The 23,499-nt window shown below is 72.0% G+C and carries 21 protein-coding genes and 1 tRNA gene; 10 read left to right on the forward strand and 12 right to left on the reverse strand.

Translation table 11 applies throughout. The features are described from left to right. The first annotated feature begins 1 nt into the window (after position 1). From DEU31_RS07250 to DEU31_RS07275, 6 genes are all read left to right on the forward strand, one after another. On the forward strand, positions 2-628 hold the full coding sequence (locus DEU31_RS07250) for a hypothetical protein (RefSeq protein ID WP_053918066.1): 627 nt from the start codon (positions 2-4) through the stop codon (positions 626-628). Between the two features lie 301 nt (positions 629-929). After that, the gene (locus tag DEU31_RS07255) at positions 930-1,565 is read left to right on the forward strand and encodes a DUF47 family protein (protein ID WP_133676634.1); all 636 of its coding nucleotides are present in this window, start codon (positions 930-932) and stop codon (positions 1,563-1,565) included. Continuing rightward, entirely contained in the window at positions 1,566-2,588 is a 1,023-nt protein-coding gene (locus DEU31_RS07260; protein WP_133676635.1) for an inorganic phosphate transporter, read from the forward strand. Between the two features lie 71 nt (positions 2,589-2,659). Then, positions 2,660-3,451: a hypothetical protein gene (locus DEU31_RS07265; protein WP_010550064.1), complete on the forward strand. Its 792-nt coding sequence runs from the start codon at positions 2,660-2,662 to the stop codon at positions 3,449-3,451. A gap of 108 nt (positions 3,452-3,559) precedes the next feature. Next, entirely contained in the window at positions 3,560-5,197 is a 1,638-nt protein-coding gene (gene pgm / locus DEU31_RS07270) for a phosphoglucomutase (alpha-D-glucose-1,6-bisphosphate-dependent) (protein ID WP_208109978.1), read from the forward strand. Between the two features lie 490 nt (positions 5,198-5,687). Further along, positions 5,688-7,115, forward strand: a complete 1,428-nt coding sequence (locus tag DEU31_RS07275; protein ID WP_133676636.1) for a hypothetical protein — start codon at positions 5,688-5,690, stop codon at positions 7,113-7,115. 72 nt (positions 7,116-7,187) lie between these two features. Here DEU31_RS07275 and DEU31_RS07280 read toward each other — a convergent pair whose 3' ends face one another. Beyond that, positions 7,188-7,703: a protein-tyrosine-phosphatase gene (locus DEU31_RS07280; protein WP_010550061.1), complete on the reverse strand. Its 516-nt coding sequence runs from the start codon at positions 7,701-7,703 to the stop codon at positions 7,188-7,190. Between the two features lie 156 nt (positions 7,704-7,859). On the opposite strand from DEU31_RS07280, the gene DEU31_RS07285 reads away from it, so the two are divergent. Genes DEU31_RS07285 through DEU31_RS07295 form a run of 3 tightly spaced genes read left to right on the forward strand, consistent with a single transcriptional unit; the run spans position 7,860 to position 10,053 of the window. Beyond that, the gene (locus DEU31_RS07285; RefSeq protein WP_010550060.1) at positions 7,860-8,345 is read left to right on the forward strand and encodes a GNAT family N-acetyltransferase; all 486 of its coding nucleotides are present in this window, start codon (positions 7,860-7,862) and stop codon (positions 8,343-8,345) included. Positions 8,346-8,350: 5 nt separating this feature from the next. Further along, on the forward strand, positions 8,351-9,457 hold the full coding sequence (locus DEU31_RS07290) for a phosphatase domain-containing protein (protein WP_133676637.1): 1,107 nt from the start codon (positions 8,351-8,353) through the stop codon (positions 9,455-9,457). After that, on the forward strand, positions 9,454-10,053 hold the full coding sequence (locus DEU31_RS07295; protein ID WP_133676638.1) for a GNAT family N-acetyltransferase: 600 nt from the start codon (positions 9,454-9,456) through the stop codon (positions 10,051-10,053). The genes DEU31_RS07290 and DEU31_RS07295 overlap by 4 nt, the downstream gene beginning before the upstream one ends. Positions 10,054-10,352: 299 nt before the next feature. Here DEU31_RS07295 and ppc read toward each other — a convergent pair whose 3' ends face one another. The 5 genes from ppc to DEU31_RS07320 form a co-directional block, all read right to left on the reverse strand. Continuing rightward, positions 10,353-13,181, reverse strand: a complete 2,829-nt coding sequence (gene ppc, locus DEU31_RS07300) for a phosphoenolpyruvate carboxylase (protein ID WP_133676639.1) — start codon at positions 13,179-13,181, stop codon at positions 10,353-10,355. A gap of 216 nt (positions 13,182-13,397) precedes the next feature. After that, entirely contained in the window at positions 13,398-14,195 is a 798-nt protein-coding gene (ehuA, locus tag DEU31_RS07305; RefSeq protein WP_208109970.1) for an ectoine/hydroxyectoine ABC transporter ATP-binding protein EhuA, read from the reverse strand. After that, complete coding sequence (ehuD, locus tag DEU31_RS07310; protein ID WP_133676640.1) at positions 14,188-14,847, reverse strand: ectoine/hydroxyectoine ABC transporter permease subunit EhuD; 660 nt, start codon at positions 14,845-14,847, stop codon at positions 14,188-14,190. Before ehuD ends, ehuA begins: the two co-directional genes overlap by 8 nt. After that, a complete protein-coding gene (gene ehuC / locus DEU31_RS07315) occupies positions 14,844-15,620 on the reverse strand; it encodes an ectoine/hydroxyectoine ABC transporter permease subunit EhuC (RefSeq protein WP_010550053.1) in 777 nt (258 codons plus the stop codon). Before ehuC ends, ehuD begins: the two co-directional genes overlap by 4 nt. Before the next feature lie 46 nt (positions 15,621-15,666). Then, on the reverse strand, positions 15,667-16,614 hold the full coding sequence (locus DEU31_RS07320) for a transporter substrate-binding domain-containing protein (RefSeq protein WP_040366965.1): 948 nt from the start codon (positions 16,612-16,614) through the stop codon (positions 15,667-15,669). Positions 16,615-16,885: 271 nt separating this feature from the next. On the opposite strand from DEU31_RS07320, the gene DEU31_RS07325 reads away from it, so the two are divergent. After that, positions 16,886-17,686, forward strand: coding sequence for a GntR family transcriptional regulator (locus DEU31_RS07325; RefSeq protein WP_010550051.1), 801 nt, complete (start codon positions 16,886-16,888; stop codon positions 17,684-17,686). A gap of 60 nt (positions 17,687-17,746) precedes the next feature. Here the strand turns inward: DEU31_RS07325 and DEU31_RS07330 are convergent. The 6 genes from DEU31_RS07330 to DEU31_RS07355 all read right to left on the reverse strand — a co-directional run bounded on the left by DEU31_RS07330 (position 17,747) and on the right by DEU31_RS07355 (position 23,448). Next, a tRNA-Ser gene (locus DEU31_RS07330) sits at positions 17,747-17,835 on the reverse strand. A gap of 107 nt (positions 17,836-17,942) precedes the next feature. Beyond that, positions 17,943-18,419, reverse strand: a complete 477-nt coding sequence (locus DEU31_RS07335; protein ID WP_133676641.1) for a peroxiredoxin — start codon at positions 18,417-18,419, stop codon at positions 17,943-17,945. A gap of 41 nt (positions 18,420-18,460) precedes the next feature. After that, positions 18,461-20,197 (reverse strand): NAD-binding protein, encoded by a 1,737-nt coding sequence (locus DEU31_RS07340; protein WP_133676642.1) that lies wholly within the window; start codon positions 20,195-20,197, stop codon positions 18,461-18,463. A 353-nt stretch (positions 20,198-20,550) separates the two neighbouring features. Further along, positions 20,551-21,225 (reverse strand): DUF1801 domain-containing protein, encoded by a 675-nt coding sequence (locus tag DEU31_RS07345; protein ID WP_010550048.1) that lies wholly within the window; start codon positions 21,223-21,225, stop codon positions 20,551-20,553. Between the two features lie 71 nt (positions 21,226-21,296). Then, positions 21,297-21,914 carry a biotin transporter BioY gene (locus DEU31_RS07350; protein ID WP_133676643.1) on the reverse strand — a complete coding sequence of 206 codons (618 nt, stop codon included), beginning with the start codon at positions 21,912-21,914 and terminating at the stop codon, positions 21,297-21,299. A gap of 49 nt (positions 21,915-21,963) precedes the next feature. Beyond that, positions 21,964-23,448, reverse strand: coding sequence for a lipase maturation factor family protein (locus tag DEU31_RS07355; RefSeq protein WP_133676644.1), 1,485 nt, complete (start codon positions 23,446-23,448; stop codon positions 21,964-21,966). Between the last annotated feature and the right edge of the window lie 51 nt (positions 23,449-23,499).

Below are 23,499 nucleotides of genomic sequence, written 5' to 3' on the forward strand. Positions count from 1 at the left end.
CATGTCCTCGCACGACTCCTCCGCCCCTCGATTCCGCCGTCCCGCCTCGATGTATCCCTCGGTCGCCGCGTCGATCCCCGGGGAGCCGGATCCCGCGACCTCGATGGATCTCGCGCACGACTCGGCCCGGGCGCTGCTGGACGGCGTGTTCCACAGCTCCGACCCGGAGGTGGTGCGGCGGGTCGTCGCGCTCGCGGCCGACGACGGGCTGACGGAGCTGGCGGCGCTGTGGTCGGCCGCGCCCGCCTCGACCCTGCCCGGGGCGCTGTGGCGGCTGTACGTGCTGCACACCTGGGTGCAGCGCAGCGGCGACGAGGTCGCCCGACGCTACCGGGCCGGCTCCCGCACCGTCCCCGGGCTGCGCTATCTCACGGGCTTCGCGGAGCCGCCGGAGGTGACCCAGGTGCAGGAGACGATGGACGACATCCTGCGCGGCGCGTTCACCGGCGATCTCGGCCTCGCCCTGCGGCGCGCCGGGGCGGTCGCGACGCTGCTCGCCCACGGCACGGCGCACCTGGCGGACGAGGATCCCGGGGAGGAGCGGACCCGGCAGGCGGAACGGCTGCTGCGCACCGGCGAGGAGCTCACGGAGGCGGGCCGGCACGCGGAGGAGGGACGCCTCGACTGACGCCCCGAGACGCGGCCGCCACCCCGTCGGCCGGTGCCCGTCGGGCGCTGTGATCTGCACGGACTGAGGTCCTCGCCATACTCCCCGGGGCCGGTGCTTGCACCGTCTCGGGGCCCGTGCTCTACGATGGGCGAGCGCCGGGCCGCGGTTGCCCCGGGCTCCAACATCTGCCGCTTCGAGCGGCCTTCGCGCCGACAGGCGCATCCCGGTCCGGCGCCTCAGCATCACGAGCAGGAGCCCGCGTCCGACCGCACGGATCGCGAGGCGTTCAGGCGCCCACGGCGCGAGGAGGCGACGCGAGGTGGTGCAGTTCTTCTCCCGACTGTTCCCCACGCGCACGGAGCGCCCCCTCAGCGATCTCCTCTCCGAGCTCGCGGAGCTGCTCGTCCAGGCGGCCGACACCCATTCGAAGCTGCTGGGGAACGGCTATCGCGAGCGCACCCGCATCGCGCCGACGCTGCACGAGCAGTCCACGGTCGCCGAGGAGCTGTGCCGCCGCATCGCCCAGCGTCTCGCGCACTCGCTGATCACCCCCTACGAGGCGGAGCTGCTCTACGACTTCTCGCTCACGCTCGCCGACGTGGTCGACGCGATGGAGCACACCGGCGAGCTGCTGGTCGTCTCCCGGGTGGGGACGCTGCCCACCCCGCTGCTGGATGCGGCCAAGGGGATCGAGCGCGCCGCGGAGCTCACCGTCGCCGCGTCCTGGAAGCTCAACGACACCCAGGACCTCGGCGACTACTACGTCCAGATCCGCAAGCTCAAGCGTCAGGGCGATCGCCTGGTGCGGCAGGCCCTCGGCGCGCTGTACAAGCGCGGCGGCTCCACCCAGGAGCTGCTCCCCCTGCACGACGTCTCCGAGTCGATCCGCCACACGATCGCGCTGCACGAGCGGGCGGCGCGGATCGCGGACCTGCTGCGGATCAAGGACGCCTGAGTGACGCCGCTGCTGCTCGCGCTGGTGGTGGCCCTGGCGCTGATCGTGGCCTACATGAACGGATTCCACGACGCCTCCAACGCGATCTCGACCACCATCACGACCCGTGCGCTGAAGGCCTCCGCGGCGCTGTGGGCGGCGGCGCTCCTCAACACCCTCGGCGCGCTGCTGGGGATGGCGCTGCTGGTGATGACCGTGCCGTGGGCTGTGCGCCTGCTGGGCCTCGGCCCGATCGTCGAGCAGCTCGCCGCCCGCCCGGACACACTGGGCGCCGCGCTGCTGGTGCTCATGCTCGGCACCTTCCTCTGGGACCTGCTGACCTGGTGGATGGGGCTGCCTGCCTCGACCTGGCACGCCTTCTTCGGCACCTCCTTCGGCGTCTCCCTCGTGATCGGCACCTCGGCCGCCTGGGACCGCCTGGGGCTGATGCTCGCGGTCTCCGTCGTGGGCCCGTTCATCTCGGCGACGGTCGCGTACCTGCTGATGCAGCTGATCCTGCGCCTGGCCCGGTCCGAGCTGCTCGGACCCGGCCACATCCGGTTCGCGCAGACCTTCTCGGCGAGCACGGTCGCGGCGGGTCACGGACTGAACGACGCCCGCCTCCCGCTCGCGGTGGTCGTGATCGCGCTGGGCAGCGCCGGGACAGACCTGTCCGGGACCACGACCATGGTGCTCATGAGCACGGTCGCGGTCGCCGTCGGCGCCGGCACCCTGATGGGCGGGCACCGGATCATCCGCACCCTGGGCCGCCGGCTCACGGACCTCACCGCGGCGCAGGGCCTGGCGGCGGAGTCCTCCGCGGCGCTGACGATGTCGCTGGGCGTGTTCGGGCTCGAGTCCCCGGTCTCGACCAGCCAGGCGCTGGCCTCGAGCGTGGTCGGCGCCGGCGTCGCCCGGGGCCGGCGCACCGTGCGCTGGTCGGTCGCGCGGGAGATCCTCCTGATCTGGCTGGTGACCCCGCTGGCCTGCGCGGTCGTCGGGGCCGCCCTGCTCGGGGTCGTGCTCGAGCTGCCCGACCTCTGAGCGGAGGAGCCGCCCGGACCGCGTGCAGGCGGGACCACTATCCTGGGCGGAGCCGATCCGAGAGGGAGCCGATGTCCGACGGTGAGTCCACCACGCCCGCCCCGAGGAAGCGTCCGAGCTTCGGGCTGCCGGGGCCGACGACGCCCGCCCCGGGCGCGGACCCGCAGCCGGGCGCCCCGATCCACGACCCCTACGGCCAGGCCCCGCAGCAGGGGTACGGCCAGGCCTCGTACGGGACCTCCTTCGCCGACGGTCCCCAGACGGGTCCGCTGCCTCCCAGCGCCCTCGCCGCGTCGCACACCTCCGGCCCCTCGGCCTCCGGTCCCGGGCGGACCGGCCCGTCCGGGCGCCGGCGCGGCGTGCTGCCGCTCGTGATCGGCCTGGTGCTCCTGCTGGTCATCGCCCCGGCCGCCACGATCGTCGGGATCGTGTGGTCGCTCGGATCGCTCGTCGGCGATGCGTCCGAGGGGCCGACGCCGATGGAGGCGAGCTCGGCGACGCTCGAGCTGTCCGCCAACGAGATGGTCATCGTCTACGTGCCCGCGGCGGACGCCGCCACGGCCGAGTGCACCGCGGAGGGCTCCGACCCCGGGGCGGTCACCACGGTGCCGAGCTCGACCGCGACCACCTTCGGCAACGGCGAGGAGTACGTGCAGGTGCTCGGGGTCGCCTCCCTCCAGGACACCACCGCCACGATCTCCTGCACGGGCACCGACGCTCCCGCCCATCTGGGCCCCTACAGCCTGTTCGGGATGATGGCCCCGCTGGTCATCGGTCCGATCATCGGCGTGGTCGCGGGTCTGGTAGGCCTGGTGCTGACGATCGTGGGGATCGTGCTGCTGGTCCGCTCCCGCCGCGCCTGAGGTCCTGCCGGCCCGCCCCCGTCTCACTCCCGGCGCTCCTGTGCTGAGGTGCCCTCGAAGGACCTAGAGTGGCGATCAGCCCCAGCTACCGAGGATGGAGTGGTGATCATGCACCCCCGTGCAGGCCAGAAGGCACAGCAGGAGGACCTCGTCGACGTCGACGCGCTCCTCGACTCCTACTACGACCTCCACCCGGATCCCGCGGATCCCGACCAGGCGGTCTCCTTCGGCACCTCCGGGCACCGCGGCTCCTCGCTGGACGTCGCGTTCAACGAGGACCACATCGCCGCGACCACGCAGGCGATCGCCGAGTACCGGGCGGCGCAGGGCATCCGCGGCCCGCTGTTCATCGGCCGGGACACCCACGCCCTCTCGCGCCCCGCCTTCGACACGGCGCTCGAGGTCCTCGCGGGCAACGACGTGGCGGCCCAGGTCGACGCGCTCGACGGCTACACCCCCACCCCGGCGGTCTCGCACGCGATCCTGGTCCACAACCGGGGCCGGGCGGCGAACGATCCCGGCCGGGCCGACGGCATCGTCGTCACCCCGAGCCACAACCCGCCGCGCGACGGCGGCTTCAAGTACAACCCGCCCCACGGCGGCCCCGCGGACACCGAGGCGACCTCGTGGATCGCCGACCGCGCGAACGAGCTGCTGCGCGACGGGCTCAAGGGCGTGCGCCGGCACGGACGGCAGAAGGCCCTGCAGGACGCGGCTCGCTACGACTACCTGCGCACCTATGTGCAGGACCTCCCGAGCGTCGTCGACATCGAGGCGATCCGCCGGGCGGGCGTGCGCATCGGCGCGGATCCGCTGGGCGGCGCGGCGGTGGACTACTGGGCCGAGATCGGCGAGATGCACGACCTCGACCTCACCGTCGTCAACCCCGCGGTCGACCCGCAGTGGTCCTTCATGACCCTGGACCGCGACGGCAAGATCCGCATGGACTGCTCGAGCCCGTGGGCGATGGCGTCGCTGCTGGAGAAGCGCGACGAGTACGACATCGCCACCGGCAACGACGCGGATGCGGACCGCCACGGGATCGTCACCCCGGACGGCGGCCTGATGAACCCCAACCACTACCTGGCCACGGCCATCACCTACCTGTTCGGGCACCGCCCGGACTGGCCGGCGGGCGCGAAGGTCGGCAAGACGGTGGTCTCCTCGAGCCTCATCGACCGTGTCGTGGCAGACCTCGGCCGGGAGCTGTTCGAGGTGCCGGTGGGATTCAAGTGGTTCGTGCCGGGCCTGATCGACTCCTCGGTCGGCTTCGGCGGCGAGGAGAGCGCGGGCGCCTCGTTCCTGCGCCGCGACGGCTCGGTGTGGACCACCGACAAGGACGGCATCATCCTCGCGCTGCTGGCCTCGGAGATCCTCGCGGTGACCGGGCGCTCCCCCAGCACCCTGCACGCGGAGCTCATGGAGAGGTTCGGCAGCAGCGCCTACTCCCGCACCGACGCCCCGGCGGACCGCGAGGCCAAGGCGAAGCTCAAGGCGCTCAGCCCCGCACAGGTGACCGCGACGGAGCTCGCGGGCGAGCCGATCGTCTCGGCGATCACGGAGACCCCCTCCGGCGGTGCGATCGGCGGGCTGAAGGTGTCCACCGAGTCCGCCTGGTTCGCGGCGCGCCCCTCGGGCACCGAGGACATCTACAAGATCTACGCGGAGTCCTTCAAGGGCGAGGAGCACCTCGCCGAGGTGCAGCAGGCCGCGAAGGAGCTCGTGGACGGGGCGCTCGCGGACTGAGCGCAGGGGCGGACCGAGCGCAGGGGTGGAGCGGACGGTCCGCGCGACGCCGCGGGAGCGGCTGTCCGCCCCCGTCCCCGGTGCGGTCGCCGCGACCGCACCGCTTCTGGCCGACCGTTCCTCCACTTCCTGATCCTCGGCTCCGCCCCCTCCACCGCTCGATGCTGTCGGCGGACGGCGCGACGCTCTCGCGCCGTCCGTCGACGCGCACTGAGGCTTTCGAACACCCGGCGCTGACCTGCAGGTCCGTAACGTTTCAGCAACGACCGCGGCCCCCACACGGCAAAGGAATGGTCAAGCGCTCCCCAATTTGAGGTATGTCACCCAGCGGTGGCGCCTTCCACACGCCCCTTGCGCGCCCCAAAGAGCCCGTGAACCATGGGATGGGTAGGTAAAGGATCAGTAGGGTAGTGTGCTCCGTCGGACCCGCCGGTAAGCACACCGACCGCAGCGCTCGCGCGCGGAGAGAACGACGGAGAGGGGGCAGGACATGCGACTGCGGACACGCGTCTGCGCGGCCTCTGCCGCCCTCGCCCTGACCGCTCTCCCCTTCGCCACCACCAACGCTCTCGCCGACGGGACCGGCGACGCCGCCGAGAGCACGGACGTCGCCCCCGCGGACGACGAGCCCACGACGGCCACCGTGGACGGGACGATCACGCCCGAGGCCACCACCACCCTCACCACCCCCTCGGAAGCGCGCACGGACGACGACGCCGCCGAGGACGAGGAGCCCTCCGAGCAGGACGAGGACAGCTCGACCCCCGCCGAGGACGATCCGGAGTCCGAGGAGGACGATCCCTCGGGCACCGACGGGGTCCCCGAGGAGCCCGAGCAGCCGCCCGAGGATCCCGAGGTCTCGGAGGATCCCCCGGTCGAGGACCCCACGACCCCCACCGCCCCCACCACGGAGGGCGACAAGACCACGACGACGGACCCCGGGACGCCGACGGCGACGGAGTCCGAGGCCCCCACGGCGACGGAGCCCGGGACGCCGACGAACACCGAGGGCACGGGCGACTCCACCACGAAGCGCACGGATGACCCCGACGGGGAACCCACGGATGGCTCCACCGAGACGGTGACCGACCCCGACGACGACGCCACCTGCGACGGCGGCGCCGGCGACAACGCCGAGGGAGACGCCTTCACAGAGGAGCCCGCGCGCGATGTGAAGGGCGCTCTCGTCCCCCGCCTGATCGCGCAGCAGCGCGCGGCGACCACGACCCAGAAGCCCCAGAGCCCGGCCGCGAGCCCCGATGCCGAGGGCGGCGCCACGGACTGCCCCTGCAACTGCCCCACCCAGTCCGAGGGCGAGGAGTCGGAGGGCTCCACCGAGGAGGAGTCCCCCACCCCGAGCGAGACGCCGACCGGCGGTGACACCACCGGCGGAGGCAGCGGCGAGACGACCGACGAGGAGAAGACCACGCCCGCGCCGGACGACGGCGCCACTCCGACCGCGAGCCCCTCGGCCACCCCGGAGATGTCCGAGCCGTCGACGCCCGCGCAGCCGGCCCCCGAGCCCGAGCGACGCGCACAGCCGCTCCCCGCTCCCCCGCCGAGCGAGGACCCCGAGCCCACCACGGAGCCGGCCCCCGAGCCGACCCCGGAGACTCCCTCCGAGACCCCGGTCCAGGAGCCCGAGACGACCGCCGAGTCGAGCACCACCGAGGAGACCGAGGTCGCCGGGGTCGGCACCGCGGAGCCCAGCACTCCAGCGCCGCAGGCCGCGCAGCCCACGTCCTCCGGGGACGGCGGCCCGGTGGTGCGCCTGTTCAACGCGATCTCCGACGATTCGAACACGGCCTTCGGCCAGATGCGCCAGGTCCTGATCGCCGCGCTCGCGATCGGCTTCCTCACCACGGCCGGCTTCGTCGGCGCGACGTGGCACTCGCGCCGCAGCAATCACCGCCGCTGACCCGTCGGCCCCGACGCCGAGCCGTCGTCCCGCCACCGTGCAGACGCTCGCGCCGGCGGGCGGGTCCACCGCTCAGCGCTGGGCGAGCAGCTCGCGCACGTGCTCCAGGATCCCCGGCACGGCGCGCTCCATGTCCTTCACGGTGCGGTCGAAGGCCGCCTGCCCCTCGTACCAGGGGTCCTCGACCACGAGCTCGGTCTCCGCGCGCCCCTCCGCCCCCGGTTCGAAGGCGCGCCACATCGTGATCAGCGGCGGCGTCGCCCCCTCGGGGGCCTGATCGGCCATGCGACGCATCGTCTGGGCGTGCTCGGGCGTCATCGCCAGCACGAGATCCCAGGCCATCAGCTCGGTGAGGTGGATGGTGCGGGCGGTGTGCTCGAAGGGACGCGGATAGCCGGCGCGCTCCAGCGAGAGCTCGATCCGGTCGTCCATCGGCATCCCCTCGACCTCCCAGCTGGTCCCGGCCGAGCCGACCTCGACCTCGGAGTCGAGGCCCTCGAGCTCGAGGGCGCGGCGCAGCACCACCGCAGCGGCCGGGGAGCGGCAGACGTTGCCGGTGCACACGGTGAGGAGTCGGAGCGGCTTCATCCCCCCATTGTGTCAACCTCCAGGCGCTGGGAGCGTGGAACCGCCGATCGCCGTACACTGTGAGGCGGAGTGCATGCGGTTCTCGGGTCAGCACGAGAGCATGATCGCCAGGGCATCACGCCCGTGACCACGCCACCACGGCTCAGGAGGACACCGATGGCCGAAATCATCCGCGCCCACGACGAGGACTGGTCGCTCGTGCGGGAGATCCGACTCCGTTCGCTCAGCACGGACCCCAGCGCCTTCGGGCAGAGCTGGGAGAAGGAGTCCACTTACGAGGACTCCGTCTGGGAGCAGCGCGTCTCGGACGCCGCCTGGTTCCTCGCGGTCGAAGGTGATCAGCCGGTCGCGGTCGTCGCCGTCCGCCAGGAGGACGACTCCCCCGCCAACGAGCGGGAGCTGCAGGCCATGTGGGTCACCCCGGGATCGCGCCACTCCGGCATTGCCGGTCGCCTCGCGGAGGCCGTGTTCGAGTGGGCCCGCGAGGACGGCGCCGACACGGTCACCCTCTACGTCGGCCCCGAGAACACCGGCGCCCGCGCCCTCTACGAGAGCCTCGGCTTCTCCGACAGCGGCGAGCGCTGGCAGATCGTCGAGGACGATCCCGACGGCGCCTGGCTGAAGATGACCCGCGGCCTCTGAGGCCCGTGCGCATCCCCGCGCCCCTCTCCTCCGCCCGGTCCGCGCTGCGTCACGACGCCGCCGGGGCGGGGGCCGATCGTCCCCACTGGGCGGCGCGCGCGGAGGACGTGAAGAACCGCCTCGTCGGCAGCACCCTGCGCCGTCTGCGCTGGGACCTGCGCCTGCAGCCCTTCCACGGCTACGGCTCGGAGACGCAGGCACGGGTCCTGGCGAAGGTCCTCTACGCCTCCCCCCGCACCTCCGCGGACTTCCACGACCAGCCCGTCCACGACATGCGGACCGTCGCGGTGCGCGGCTGGCGGAACTTCACCAGCCAGGTCGCGCCGCACCGCACCGTCCACATCCGCCTCGGCGGCGAGGAGTTCACGGTGCGGGCGGACCGCTCCGGCATCGTCGACGCGACCCTCGAGGTGTCCCTGAGCCCCGGCGTGCACCAGGCGGTGCTGTGGACGGTCCCCGGCAACGAGGTCACGGCCGACGTCACGATCGTCCCGCCCGAGGCGCGCGTGGGCATGGTCAGCGACATCGACGACACCGTGATGGTCACCTGGCTACCCCGCCCCCTGCTGGCCTTCTGGAACGCCTTCGTGGTCCACCAGTCCTCCCGCCAGGTCGTCCCCGGGATGCCGATGCTGTACCAGCGCCTGGCGCGGGAGCACCCGCACATGCCGGTGTTCTACCTGTCCACGGGCGCGTGGAACGTGTTCCCCGTGCTCAAGCGATTCCTCTACCGCAACGGCTATCCGGACGGGCCGCTGCTGCTGACGGACTGGGGACCCACCCACACCGGCTTCTTCCGCTCCGGCCCCGAGCACAAGACGCGCTCGCTCGAGCGCCTCGCCGCCGCGTATCCGGACGTCCGCTGGATCCTCGTGGGCGACGACGGCCAGCACGACCCCTCGCTCTATGCAGCCTTCGCCGAACGGCACCCGGAGCTCGTCGAGTCGATCCTGATCCGCCAGCTCACCGAGCCCGAGCAGCTCCTCGCCCACGGCACCCTGCGCCCTCTGGTCGGCTCCAGCCCCGGTGGCCGGGGCCCGCTCGCCCTCGCTGCCCCGAACGGCCACGGCCTGCTCGCCGCCCTCCAGCGACATGGGAGGATGTCCCGATGATCTCTCTGCGACCCGCAGCCGACACGGACGTCCCCCGGATCGTGGAGCTCGTCCAGGCCGCGTACCGCGGCCAGGGAGGCTGGACCACGGAGTCGCACCTCGTGGACGGCCACCGCACCGACGCCGCGGAGGTCCGCGCGATGCTCGCCGACCCCGCGGTGACGCTGCTGGTCGCGACCGGCGGGAGCGGCATGGGTGACGGCGACGGCGCGAGCGACGACGAGGCGGGCGCCGCCGAGCGCGTGCTCGGCTGCTGCTACACCCGCCGCGAGGCGCCCGACGAGCACGGAGCGGTCCGGGCCGAGCTCGGGCTGTTCGCGGTCGACCCCGCCGCACAGGGCGCGGGGCTCGGCGGACGCCTCCTGGAGGCGCAGGCGGCCTCTCTCGCGGCCGACGGGGTGGACGTGCTGATGATCCAGGTGCTCCAGTCGCGCCCCGAGCTGCACAGCTGGTACGAGCGCCACGGCTTCGTGCCCACCGGCCAGGCCGTCCCCTTCCCGGGAGACCCCGCGAGGCTGAAGGTCGGCGGCCTGGGGATGGACGTCATGGAGCGTCCGCTGCACGCCGACGGACGGGCCGTCCGCCCCTCCGCCTGAGCCCGGCGCCCGACCCCCGGAGGACGAAGCACCCATCGCGAGCACCCGGCCGGTACGGCGGCCTGCGCACCGCACACCGCACACCCAAAGGCGTATTTCGACCGGTATGGCTCCCCCATACCGGTCGAAATACGCCTTTCGGTTCGAGGCCACGACCGTCCGACGGCAGACAAGCCCCGCCCCACCCGACCGAGGCGGGGACCCGGCCGACCTGACGACGGGGCCGGGCGGGGCGTCTGCCCTGCTCGGCCCCGTCGGCCGCTGCGATGACGCGGCCCAGGGGGTGACGTGCTGCCGGCTCAGCCGGTGTTCTTCAGCCCCGCGGCGACGCCGTTGATGGTGGTCAGCAGCGCGCGCTGCAGCTCGGGCGAGAGCTCCTCGCCCCGCTCCTTCGCCGCGCGGACCCGCTGCAGCATCGCGACCTGCATGTAGGAGATCGGATCCAGGTAGCGGTCGCGCACGGCGAGGGTCCGCTTGAGGATCGGCTGGTTGTCCAGCAGGTTCAGCACGCCGGTGAGACGCTCGATCTCCGAGACCGCGAGCTCGTACTCCTCGCGGATGCGGTCGAAGAGGTACCAGAGGTTCTCCGGCACCAGCGAGTGCACGTAGTGCGCCGCGATCTGCATGTCCGTCTTCGCCAGCGTCATCTCGACGTTGCTGATGACGGTGCGGAAGAAGTGCCAGGAGCGGTACATCTCGTGCAGGTCCGGCTCGAGGCCGGCCTCCCGGGCGGCCTTCAGGCCGGAGCCGGCGCCGAACCAGCCGGGCACGATCTGGCGCGACTGGGTCCAGCCGAACACCCACGGGATCGCCCGCAGGCCGTCCAGGCCCTTGTCGGAGGTGGTGCGCTTGGAGGGGCGCGAGCCGATGTTCAGATCGCCGAGCTGCTCCACGGGGGTGGAGGAGACGAAGTACTCGGGCAGGTTCTGGTCGTCGACCAGGGTGCGGTAGCGGGTGAAGGCCGCGTCGGAGACGTGCTGCATCACCTCGCCGAAGTGCTCGAGGGTCTTCTCCGGGGTGCGCGGGGCGGTGTGCAGGGCCGAGCCCTCGAGCACCGCGGCGAGCGACAGGTCCAGGTTCTCCCGGGCGAGGGAGGGGAGCATGTACTTGTCGGAGATGACCTCGCCCTGCTCGGTGAACTTGATCTCGCCCTCGAGCACCCCGTAGGGCTGGGCGAGGATCGCGTCGTAGGTCGGGCCGCCGCCGCGGCCGACGGAGCCGCCGCGGCCGTGGAAGAGGCGCAGGGTGACGCCGTGCCGGGCCGCGGTGTCGCGCAGGGCGCGCTGGGCCTGGTGGATCTCCCACTGGCTGGTGATGACTCCGGCGTCCTTGTTGCCGTCGGAGTATCCGAGCATGACCTCCTGGCGGTCGCCGCGCAGGCGCACGATCTCCCGGTAGGAGGGGTCCGAGAGCAGCTGGTCGAGGATCTCGCCGGCGTGGCGCAGCTCGGAGACCTCCTCCAGCAGCGGCACGAAGCCCAGGTCGGCGCGCTTCTCCTCGCGACCGGTGAGGTCGAGCAGCCCGGCCTCGCGGGCGAGCAGCGCGGCGGCGAGCACGTCGTCGGCGCCGTGGGTCATCGAGATGATGTAGGTCTCGATGACGGAGGTGCCGTACAGGCGGTGCGCATCGCGGATCTCGCGGAACACCCCGTAGGTGGTGCGCGTCGCGTCGTCGAGGATCGACTCGTCCTCGGTGATCGCGGAGCCGACCAGGGGACGGCGGCTGCCGAGCTCGCGGGAGAGCACGGTGGTGCGCTCGGCGCGGTCGAGCTCGGTGTAGGGGCGGTCCAGCTCGCCGACGCGGTCGAAGAGCCGCGCGACGACCTCGTGGTGCTTCTCGGAGTGCTCGCGCACGTCGAGGGCGGCGAGGTTCAGGCCGGAGGCGGCCAGCACCTGCTGGGCGATGGCGAGCGCCCCGTCAGCGGCGCGGCGGCCGCCGTGGCGGCGCAGCGCCGCGCGCAGGACCTGGAAGTCGTCCTGCAGCTCCTGGGTGTCGCCGTAGTCGGCGCCGTGGACGTGCGCCTCGCCGGAGCGGATCCGCTCGCGGGTGGCGCTGAGCTTGGAGCGCATCGCGCCGAGCTTGAGCCGGTAGGGCTCCTGGTCGTAGAGCGACTGCTGGGTGCTGTCGACCTCGGAGTCGTGGGAGAGGTCCTCGGCGAGGCTGGCGCGCAGCTCCTCGTCGTCCCCGGTCAGCTCGGAGGAGACCGAGAGCTCGAGGATCAGGTCCGAGATGATCTCCAGGGACACGTCGATCGCGGCCTCGGCCTGGAGCTTCAGCACGTCGCGGGTGACCTCGGCGGTCACGAAGGGGTTGCCGTCGCGGTCGCCGCCGATCCAGGAGCCGAAGCGCAGCGGCACCTGGCCGTCGTGCAGGTCGGCGCCGTGGGCGCGCAGCTCCTCGCGCAGGTCGTCGAGCATCTCCGGCATGGTCTGGCGGAAGATCTGGCGCAGGTAGTAGAGGGCGTTGCGGGCCTCGTCCTGCGGGGTGGGACGGGAGCGGCGCAGCTCGTCGGTCTGCCAGAGCGTCTCGATCAGCTCGGCGAGGTCGCGGTCCTGGCGGCGGCGCTCGGGGGTGTCCTCCTCGGTCTCCTCGGCGAGGAGGTCGGAGATGCGGCGCAGCTTGGTCAGCACGGCGCGTCGCGAGGCCTCGGTGGGGTGCGCGGTGAACACCAGGCGCACGTCGAGGGAGTCGACGGCCTTCTGCAGGCCCTCGGCGCCGAGCTCCTCGTGGACGGCGCGCACGGTGCGCGGCACCCACGACTCGCTCGAGGGCCGCTCGTCGAGGGCGCGGACGCGGTAGACCTGCTCGGCGGCGTTCGCCAGCAGGAAGTACTGGGTGAAGGCGCGGGTCAGCGCGGTCGCCTGCTCGATGGGCAGGGAGGCGAGGCGGGCCTGGACGTCCTGGGCGCTGGCCTCGGAGTCGGCGGACTTCGCCTCCTTCGTCAGCTTGCGGACCTGCTCGACGAGGTCGAGCATCTCCTGACCGTGCTGGTCGGCCAGGGTGCGGCCGAGCAGTGTCGAGAGGCGGCGGACCGTCGCCCGCAGCGGGGCGTCGATATGGGGGTCGTCGCCGACGACGGGGAACTCGCTCGTCAGAGTCGGGACGGCGATGGCGTCGGAATGTGGCACAGGGCCTCCTGGGGTCGGCACGCCGACGGACGGCCGCCTGCCGACGCGCCGAAGGCGCGCTCAGGGCGACCGCGTCGGCGCGGAACGAACGGGCACAGACTACAGGCGCTCGCAGCGGAGCCGTCCCGGTCCTCACTGGGCGGACAGCACGCGGGCGGGCGCGTCGGTCGCAGAGGGGGCGGCCGACGGACGCTGGATCCCGTCGGCCGCACCCGCTCAGAGCACCGCGCGGAGGAAGTCGCGGGTGCGCTGATGCGCGGGGTCGGAGAAGATCTTCTCCGGTGGCCCCTCCTCCACGATCGAGCCCTGGTCGAACATCATCACGCGGTCGGAGACGTCGCGGGCGAACTGCATCTCGTGGGTGACGATGAGCATCGAGATGTCGGTCTCCGCGGCGATGTCCTTCAGCACTGCGAGCACCTCCCCCACCAGCTCGGGGTCCAGCGCCGAGGTCACCTCGTCCAGCAGCAGGATCTCGGGGTCCATCGCGAGGGCGCGGGCGATCGCGACGCGCTGCTGCTGGCCGCCGGAGAGCTGGGAGGGCTTCATGTCCCGCTTCTCCTGCATCCCGACCTTCGCCAGCAGCCCCTCGGCCTTCGAGACCGCGTCGGCGCGGGAGAGTCCCTTGACGTGGATCGGCGCCTCGACGATGTTCTCCAGCACGGTCATGTTCGGGAACAGGTTGAAGTGCTGGAACACCATCCCGATGTCCGTGGTGGTGCGGCGCCGGCGCTTGTCCGGGATCCGCACCCGCTTCCCGCCCTGCTCCTCGTACTGCAGCGGCACGCCGCCGACGCGGATGTATCCGTCGGTGAGCTCCTCGAGGGTCATCACCAGGCGCAGGATCGTGGTCTTGCCGGAGCCGGAGGGCCCGATGAGGGTGACCCGCTCCCCGCGGGAGACGGTGAAGTCCAGGCCCTGCAGGACGGTGTTGTCGCCGAACCGCTTGACGACGTCGCGGAACTCGATGTGGGGCGCGGTCCCGGGATCGGGCGGGGCAGTGTTCTCAGGCAAGCTTCTTCTCCAGTTTCCGGATCAGGAGGGAGGTGGGATAGCTGGCGGCCAGGAAGATCAGGCCCGCGAGCGTGATCGCCTCGGTGTAGCGGAAGTAGGTCGAGCCGTAGTTCTGCGCGACCCGCACCAGCTCGGGGATGTAGATGACCACGAAGAACGGGGTCTCCTTGAACATCGAGATCGCATAGTTGCCGAGCGCCGGCAGGGTGTTGCGGATCGCCTGCGGCACCACGATCGCCCGCCAGGTGCGCAGTCGCGGCAGGGACAGCGCGGTGGCCGCCTCCCACTGGCCCGTCGGCACCGAGTCGATGCCGGCGCGGTACACCTCGGCCATGTAGGTCGTGTAGTGGATGCCGAGCACCCAGATGCCGATGGCGAGGGTCGAGTCGATGTACTGCGAGAGCACGAGGTTCGCGAACACGAGCTGGACCACCAGCGGCGTCATCCTGATGAACTCCACCACCCAGGTGAAGGGCGTGGCGATCGCGGTGGGGGCGGTGCGGCGGATGATCGCGACGGCCAGGCCGAGCACGAGCGCGATGAGGGTGCCGAGCACTGTCGCGATCAGCGTGATCTTCAGGCCCTCGAGGAGGAGCGAGGGCAGGACGGCAGCGGCGTGGCTCCAGTCCCACCAGGACGTGGACGGGTTCATGCCACGGCTCCTTCCTTGGTGTTCGCTCCGGGCGCCTGGAAGAGCGCGCGCCAGGAGGAGCTGAGGGCGGGGCCGCGTCCGATCTTGTGCTTCGCTCGGATCTCCAGGCCGTTCATGATGATCACGATGACCCAGGCGATCAGGTAGTAGGCCAGCAGCGCGAAGAGATAGGCGAACCAGGTGCCGGTCCGGTCACGGACCTGCTCGACCTGGAAGAAGAGGTCGTACAGCGAGACGGTGCCGACGATCGCGCTGCCCTTGAGCAGCTGGATCCAGAGGTTGGACAGGGAGGGCAGCATGAGCGCCCACGCCTGCGGAATCACGATCCGGAACATGCCACGGGCGGGGCTGAGGCTCAGCGCGCTGATCGCCTCGTACTGCCCCTTGGGCACCGATCCGATCGATCCGCGCACCACCTCGGCGCCGTAGGCGCCGTAGTTCAGCCCCAGCGCGAGCACGCCGATGAGCAGCGGCTCGAGCTGGAAGCCGAAGGGATAGGGCAGCTGCGGCAGCACGAACGCGAGCCAGAACAGCTGGACCACGAGCGAGGTGCCGCGGAAGAACTCCACGAAGATGCGCGCGAGCACGCGCACCGCGGAGAACTTCACGACCTGCGCGATGCCGAACACGAACGAGATCAGCAGCGCGAGCAGGCCGCCGAGGATCGTCGCGAGCACCGTGATCTGCAGGCCCTGCAGAATCTGCGGCGAGCGGTCGAACAGGATCTGCAGGTTCGGCCCGAGGTCCTGGAAGAAGCCGATCACGCCGTCCATCGGCACCTCGCCTCACGCGCCGGGGCGTCGTGGAAGGGTGCGAGGCTCACTGCAGGGAGGAGAGATCGCCCGAGCAGAGGATCTCGGCGGTCATCTCTTCGGGCGGCAGCTCCTGCTCGCCGAAGCCGAACTCGCCGACGATGGAGAGGTACCGCTCGGGATCGGCGATGATCTCGGCGAGCTTCTCGTTGTAGGCGTCCAGCAGCGAGGTGTCCTCCTGACGGAACACGGTGCCGCCGGCGCCGACCTGCTTCACGCCGTCGATCTCCTGCACGAAGCTCTCGGTGACCTCGACGTCGTCGACGGTGTTGTCCGCGAGGTAGTTCAGGGAGATGGCGGTCAGGGCGAAGGCGTCGGCGTTGCCGGACTTCAGCGCGTCCACGCCGTCCTGCGGGCCGCCCACCTCGATGGCGTCGAGCTCGAGGGCGGCGACGTAGTCGGACTCGACCGCCCCGGCCATCGTCGCGACGGTCAGGCCCGAGTCCACGAAGGAGTCCATGGTCTCGAGACCCTCGGGGTTGCCCACGGGGACCATCAGCGCGGTCGTGTACTGGAACTCGGGCTCGCTGAAGGCGGCCTGCGCGCAGCGGTCGGGCAGGATCGACATCCCGGCGCTGACCGCGTCGAACTGGCCGGCGTTCAGGCCGGGGATGAGGGAGCCCCAGTCGGTGAGCTTGCCCTCGACGGTGTCGATGCCGAGCTCGCCGAAGATCTCGCGGTGCAGGGCGACGGTCGCGCCGATGACCTCGCCGCCCTCCTCGAAGCTGTAGGGCGCCTCGCCGGCGAAGCCGACGGTGATGGTGCCGGCCTCCTGCAGACGGCTGAGCAGGTCCCCACCACCGCCGCCGTCGCTGCCGGACTCGCCGCCGCCGCCGGTGCTGGTGCGGCTGCAGGCGGCGAGCCCGCCGCCCAGGGCCGCGGCGGAGAGCACCAGGCCCGTGCCGCGGAAGAAGGTTCGTCGGTCGTGCGTGCTGCGGTGCGTCGTGCGGCCCATCTGCATGGTTTCCCTCTCGCCGGGAGATCCTTGCCGTGCACGCTCGTCGTGTCGGACAATCGGATCTCTGGATATCGGATTCCTGGTCACCGTACCGGTGGGTCGACAGTCGTCCACGACCTGCGGCTCTTTTGTGATGGGGTCGTGATCCTTCCGCGACGCCCGTGACTGTGACAGCGATGACTCCCTCTGCGCGTGCGCCGGGGCGGGGAGGGAACGGATGATGGTGTCCTCGCACGCCCACCGGCGGCGCACCGTCACAGGAGGACCCATGCCCCCTCGTCAGGACTCCGTCCGGCTGCCGATGATGCAGCCGATCCGTCGTCCTTCGATCATCGACCAGGCCGAGCTCGAGCTGCGCAACGCCATCTTCGTCGGCGACCTCCGCCCCGGGGACACCATCCCCGAGGTCCAGGTCTCCAAGCAGATGGGCATCTCCCGCTCCTCGCTGCGCGAGGCGTGCCAGCGCCTGGTGCGCGACGGGCTGCTCACGCAGATCCCGGGCCGCGGCCTGTTCGTGACGACGATGGACGCAGGCACCCTGTCGGACTTCATCGACTACCGCCTCGGCATCGAGATGCAGGCGGCGACCAACGTCGCCGAGCACGTGGCCGCGCTGCGCGCCGACGGCGACGAGGAGCAGATCCCGGCGCTGCTGTTCCCGCTGCGGGAGTGCGTGGAGCGGACCCGTCGCGCGCTCGCGGCGGGCGAGGTGATCGAGGCGGGCAACGCCGACCTCGACCTCCATCAGCGCCTCGCGGAGATCTCCCGCAACCGGTTCCTGGTCACGGCGATGAACACGATCGTGATCCTCACCCGCATGGGCACCTTCTCCGATCCGCGCGGCTACGGCGTGCGCGCGGACCTCACCGACACCCATGAGCAGCTCGTCGCCGCGCTCGAGGCGGGCGACGCCTCCACCGCGCGCAAGCTCCTGCGCGAGTCGCTGCGGGCGCTCGCGGCACGGCTGCGCGGGGACGTGGAGGAGCAGGACCTGGTGCGCGACCCGGACCTGCTGGAGTCCGACGGGCCGGAGTGGACCACCCTGGAGGGCGAATCGCCGGCCCTGTGAGGGACGGACACGAGAAGGGCCCCTCCCGGCGAGATCATCGCTGGTGAGGGGCCTTTTCGGCGGAGACGAGAGGATTTGAACCTCCGAGGCGATTGTAGTCGCCTACTCCCTTAGCAGGGGAGCGCATTCGGCCGCTCTGCCACGTCTCCTGGCGCCGCGGTGTCGCGGCACGCCGAGCCAGCATACGGGAGCGAGCGGGGTGCGCCAAAGCGAGGCGGAGCGGTTCGCGTCACACCTCTCCCCGGCCGCCCGCGGCTCAGAGGCCGAGCTTCTCCTGCAGCAGCGCGATGTGCTTCGGGGTGCCGACGCGGTACTTCACGAAGGTGAGGACGCCCGCCTCGTCGATCGCGAAGGTCGAGCGGATCGTGCCCTGGACGATCTTCCCGTACATGTTCTTCTCGCCCCAGGCGCCGTAGGCGGTCATCACCTCGTGGGACTCGTCCGAGGCGAGGGTGTAGGGCAGGTCCTGTTCGGCGACGAAGCGGTCGAGCTCGGGGACCGGATCGGGCGAGATCCCGATGACGCGGTAGCCGGCGTCGAGGAACATTCGGTGGTTGTCGCGCAGGTCGCAGGCCTGCTTGGTGCACAGCGAGGTGTTCGCGGCGGGGTAGAACCACAGCAGCGCCGGCGCGCCGCGGAGGTCCTCGAGGGTGATCCTGCCGCCGCCTGCGGTGGGCAGGTCGAGGGCGGGGGCGGCATCGCCGACGGCGAGCTTCACGGGGGCGGGCGACATGATCCTCCGAAACGGGTCAGGGGCGGGGCAGGACGTCCAGCCTAGCGACGGCGCAGGCGGCGGCCCAGATAGGTCTCGCGGAAGCGCCGCTCGGCGTGGCGGTCCCCGAGCAGGAGCAGCTGCACCTCGGAGGAGGCAGGGATCGACTCGACGTCGTAGCCGAGGGTGCCGTCCGCCTCGAGCACCGCGACGATGTCGCAGCCGGTGCGGCGGTGCACCTCGTCGTCCCGGAGGGGGCGGCGCATGAGGGAGGCCGGGCAGGGGGCGAGGAACAGCTCGTTGCCCTCGGCCAGCAGCACGCGGTGGCTGAAGCCGGCGTGGTTCCACAGGTCGGTGGCGCCGATGGTGGCGTAGGAGAGCACCCCGTCGGCCCCGGCGCGGTAGAGGGTGGCGACGTTGCGCTCGTAGGTGGCGCGGGAGACGATCTGAAGCTCGGGCCGCAGGCGCCGGCAGAACAGGGTGAGGTAGACGTTCAGGTCGTCGTCGCGCGGGGTGACCAGCACGGCGGAGGCGTGCTCGAGGCCGGCGCGGCGCAGGATCCGCTGGTCGGCGGCGTCCCCGTGGACCACGGCGTAGCTCGCGGTCCCCTCGAGCACCGAATAGGAGTTCTCGACCCGGCCCGGTGCGATCTCGACGATCGTGTTCGGGACGCCCCCGTCGCTGAGCGCCCGGGAGGCGGCGCGGCCCACGCGCCCGCCACCCAGGATCACGACCGGCTGCTCCTCGGAGACCTCGCCGCACTGGAACCGGCGGTCGTACTGGGCGAGGTCCTCGGCGGTGCCCGCCAGGACCAGCACGGTCCCGTCGGTGATCCGCAGGTCCGGGGTCATCGCGCGCAGCCGACCCTTGCGCAGCACGGCGAGGATCCGCACCCGGGAGCGCTGCATCTCGACGGCCTCGCCGAGGAACTTCCCCACCAGCTCGGTGCCGCGCGCCGCGGCCTCGGCGATGATCGTGTCGCCGATGGTGCCGATCGCGTGGACGCGGCCGGTGGAGCCGAGCACGCGGGAGGCCATCTCGCGGCCGAGGACCTGCCCGAGCTCGAGCACGTGGTCGGCGCCGGCGAGGTTCAGCACGTCCACCGAGGCGGGCTTCGAGGCAGTCACGGCCACGGGCACGGCGGCGGCGGCCTGGCGCACCGTGAAGGCGACGTTGGTGTTGGCGTGGTCGGAGAGGGTGGAGATCACCAGCCGCGCTCGCGCCGCACCCGCGTTGCGGTAGGTGAACGCGGAGTCGAGGGGGCCGACGACGACCTGCCGGCCCTGGTCGTGCAGCTCTCCCGCCTTCACGGCGTCCTCCAGCAGCATCACGGCGGGGATGCCGGAGCGCTCGGCACGGGCGGCGAAGGCCTGGGTGACGGCGTCGGAGCCGACCAGCAGCACGTGGTCGCTGACCCCCGGGGCGACCTTGCGCGGGGTGCGGGTGGCGCGGCGATGGTCCAGCCACGGCGTGACCAGGTACTGGATCACGAAGAAGGGCAGCAGCACGAGCATGTAGACCACGCCGCTGAGCAGCACCCAGAGGGAGAACAGGCGCCCCGCGTCGTCGTCGAAGGTGATGTCGCCGTAGCCGAGCGTGGACATCGTGGTGATGGTCCAGTAGATCGCGCTCGGCCAGGAGTGCTCGTCGCCCTCGAGGTGCATGAGCAGCTTGAAGCCCGCGGCATGGGCGATGACCATCGCCGCCCCGACGCCGAGGATCACGAATCCTGCCTTGGAGCGTCGGCCGACGAGCGGATGCCGCTCCGCACGTCGACGCTCGCGCGCCGTCAGGCCCATGGCTGCCCCCGCTCTCCGGTCGGTATCCCGCGGCCGCGCGGTCGCGGCCGCTCGAATCGTAGGCCCAAGGCGGGCTGAGGACGACCCCTCTCCCGATGCCTGAGCCGAGCCTCACCTCGCCCCCACCCCGCCCGGCGCCCGGAGGGTCGCGGCCGACCAGATCGTCTTCACCCTGATCGACCGGCTCGGCCGGGCGATGTTCTACGAGGTCGCCTTCATCGTGCTGGCCCGTTGATCATCGCGGTGGCGCACCAGGCGAGGATGCCGTTCATGAAGCTGGCGATCCCCGCCGGTGGGCCCCGGGATGGTCCTGCTGCTCTCGCTGTTCGTCGGCCGATCCGAGGGTTGCGGGCTCAGCACGCGGTGCCGGGCCCGCTCTGCCAGGCATGGGCGACGAGCTCCTCGAGCACCGACTCGTCGATGTCCGGCAGCTTCTTCACCCACACGCAGCCCACCCCGCGGCGGTGCTTGCCGAGCTTCTCGAGCAGCTCGTCGGAGCGGGGGAAGCCCTGGATGCCGTAGAGGGCGAGGTCGGCCTTGCGAGGACTGAAGCCGAGCTGGAAGGTGTCGCCCTCCCGGCCGGTGGCGTAGCGGTAGTGCACCTCGCCGTAGCCGATCATGCTCGGACCCCACATCGTGGCCTGCTCGCCGGTGGCGCGGCCGAAGAGCTCCAGCAGCCGCGCTCCCTCCTCGCGGCGCCTGCCCTCAAGGCCGTCGACGTAGTCGGCCGGGTCCGTCGAGGTGGCGTGGGTCGTGATGTCCTTCGCGCTCTTCCCGGTCGCGCCCTGGGTGACGGTGGCGCGGCGGCGGTCCGGCGCGGGCGGGTTCGCCATCCCCTCGCCGTGCTCGAGCAGCAGGGCCTGCAGCCGCCTGCCGGAGGCGGGGCCCACGCCGTGCAGCCGGGCGAGCTCCGCCCAGTCACGCTCGACGAGCTGGTCGACGGTGGTGATCCCCTGCTCGGCGAGGGCGCGGGCGGCGGGGGTGCCGACGCCGGGGACGGCGCCGATGGGGGTATCGAGTGCGCTCATGGCAGGAGTATGACGGAGCCCCGCGGCCGACGGGAAGGCGTCGGCGGCGGGGCTCGTCGGGGCTGCGGGGTTCAGCGGCGCTCGTCGAGGGCGCGCACGCCCTTCCACGCGGCGGGGATCAGCAACGCGGCGAGCGCGGCCTTGACCAGGCCGCCAGGGATGAACGGCCACAGACCCGCGGCGAGCACGGCGCCGAGGTCGGCGCCCGCGCCGAGCACGGCGTTGAGGATCATCGCGAGGTACGGCACGCCGACGAGGAAGGGCACGACGCTCGCGGCGACGAAGCCGATCATGGCGAGCACGGGGCGGCGGTCCCAGGCCCGCTCGGCGAACCAGCCGGCGACGAAGGCGGCAGGCACGAAGCCGATCACGAAGCCGAAGCTCGGCGAGAGCAGGGTGGCCGGCCCGCCGGAGAACTCGGCGAAGACGGGCGCGCCGGCGAGGCCGACGACCATGTAGGTCGCCAGCGAGATCGCCCCGCGGCGGGAGCCCAGCGCCGCGCCGACGAGGATCACGCCGAGCGTCTGCCCGGTGATCGGCACGAGCGGCAGCGGGATCGTGACCTGAGCGAGGACCGCGACGACCGCGACACCGGCGACGACGAGCAGGGCATCGCGCAGCAGGCTGCGGTGCGGGGCCAGGGCGTCGGCCAGGACGGGACGGCGAGCCGGGACGGCGATCGCGGACATGGGACTCCTCGGGGGCTGGAAAGCTACGGCGAGGTCTCAGGGTACGCACTCACCGCCGCGCGATCACCCCGAGGTCCGTCGCGACCCATCGTGCGCCGCCGCCGCTCCGCTCCTCGCGGCGGGCGAAGCGGTAGAGGCTGTACCGCACGCGCAGCGCCGTCGGCGCCCGGCCGTCGAAGGGGTCACGGGCGAGCAGGCGGCGCACGCCGGGATCCCCGTCGGCGAGCCGCTCGAGCAGCGCCACGAACCACGGCTCTGCGCCGGGCCGCAGCGCGAGGAACCACATCTGCCAGTCGAGCCGCAGGTGATAGGGCGCGACCTGCCGGGGCAGGCGGCGCAGGTCGCCGGGCTTGCCGCGGAACTCGAAGGCCCGCCAGGTCTCCTCGTCGGCGTGGTGCCCCGCGGCGTCCTCCGTCCCCTCGATGAGCACCTCGTACCGCCGCTCGGTCATGGAGCCGAAGGCGCCGTAGGCGTTCACGAGGTGGAAGCGGTCGAAGCTCGCGTTCATCAGCTGGTGCGAGGAGAACAGGTTCGCGAGCGGCTTCCTGGAGAGCACGGCGAGTCCGACGAACGCGGCGGCGACCAGCACCGTCCACCACAGCGGCGAGGACACGTCCGCGCCCGCGCCGCCGCCGTCGGCCTTCAGCGGCACCCCGAACCAGCTCCACCCCGGGAACGGGCCCCCGAGCAGCCAGCGCCAGGACCCGTCGGAGATCGCGGCGCAGGCCACGAGGATCGTCAGCCAGTTCAGCCAGGCGTAGTTCCCGGTCACGACGAGGAACAGCTGGGTGGCGATCACCGCGCAGGCGGCGAAGGACGCGACCGGCTGCGGGGCGAGCACGAGCCAGATGATCCCGAGCTGCACTGCGTGGCTGCCGAGCACCTCGGCCCGGTGCCACCAGCGGGGCATGAGGTGGGCGGTGCGGCTGAGCGGGCCGGGCATCGGCTGGGTCTCGTGGTGGTGGTCCATCGCGGTGAGGTCCCGCCAGGAGCGGTCCCCGCGCATCTTGATCATCCCGGCCCCGAACTCCAGGCGGATCAGCAGCCAGAGGAGGAACAGCATCATCAGCTGCGGCGGCGGGACGGCGTGCGAGCCGAGCAGTCCCACGAGCGCGCCGCACTCCAGCAGCATCGACTCCCAGCCGTAGCCGTAGAAGGTCTGCCCCACCGAGACGATCGACAGGTACATCGCCCACATCGCCCCGAACACCGCGAGCATGGTCCAGGCGGGTCCCTGCTGCGGCAGTCCGAGCACGACGGCGAGCCCGAGCAGCATCCCGACCAGGCACATGCCGCGCAGCAGGGCATCGCTGTAGGGGACGTGGCGGAAGAGCGTGGGCCCGGCGCGCCTGCCCGCCCGCTCGAGGAAGTCAGGGACGGGAAGGAGCCCTTTCTCCCCCAGCAGCACGGGGAACTGGTGGAGGGTCGAGAGGAAGGCGAGGACGTACACCACCGCGACGCCCCGCTGCACGATCTCGCGGGCGATCCACGAGTCCTGGGCGTCCAGCAGGCCGATCCAGCTCGTCCAGTCCATGCTCCTCACCTCCGCGCCACGGGTGCTCCCCGATTCTCACCCTCGCCGCCT

It is taken from the genome of Brachybacterium sp. AG952 (genome assembly GCF_004362645.1).
Lineage (GTDB): Bacteria > Actinomycetota > Actinomycetes > Actinomycetales > Dermabacteraceae > Brachybacterium > Brachybacterium conglomeratum.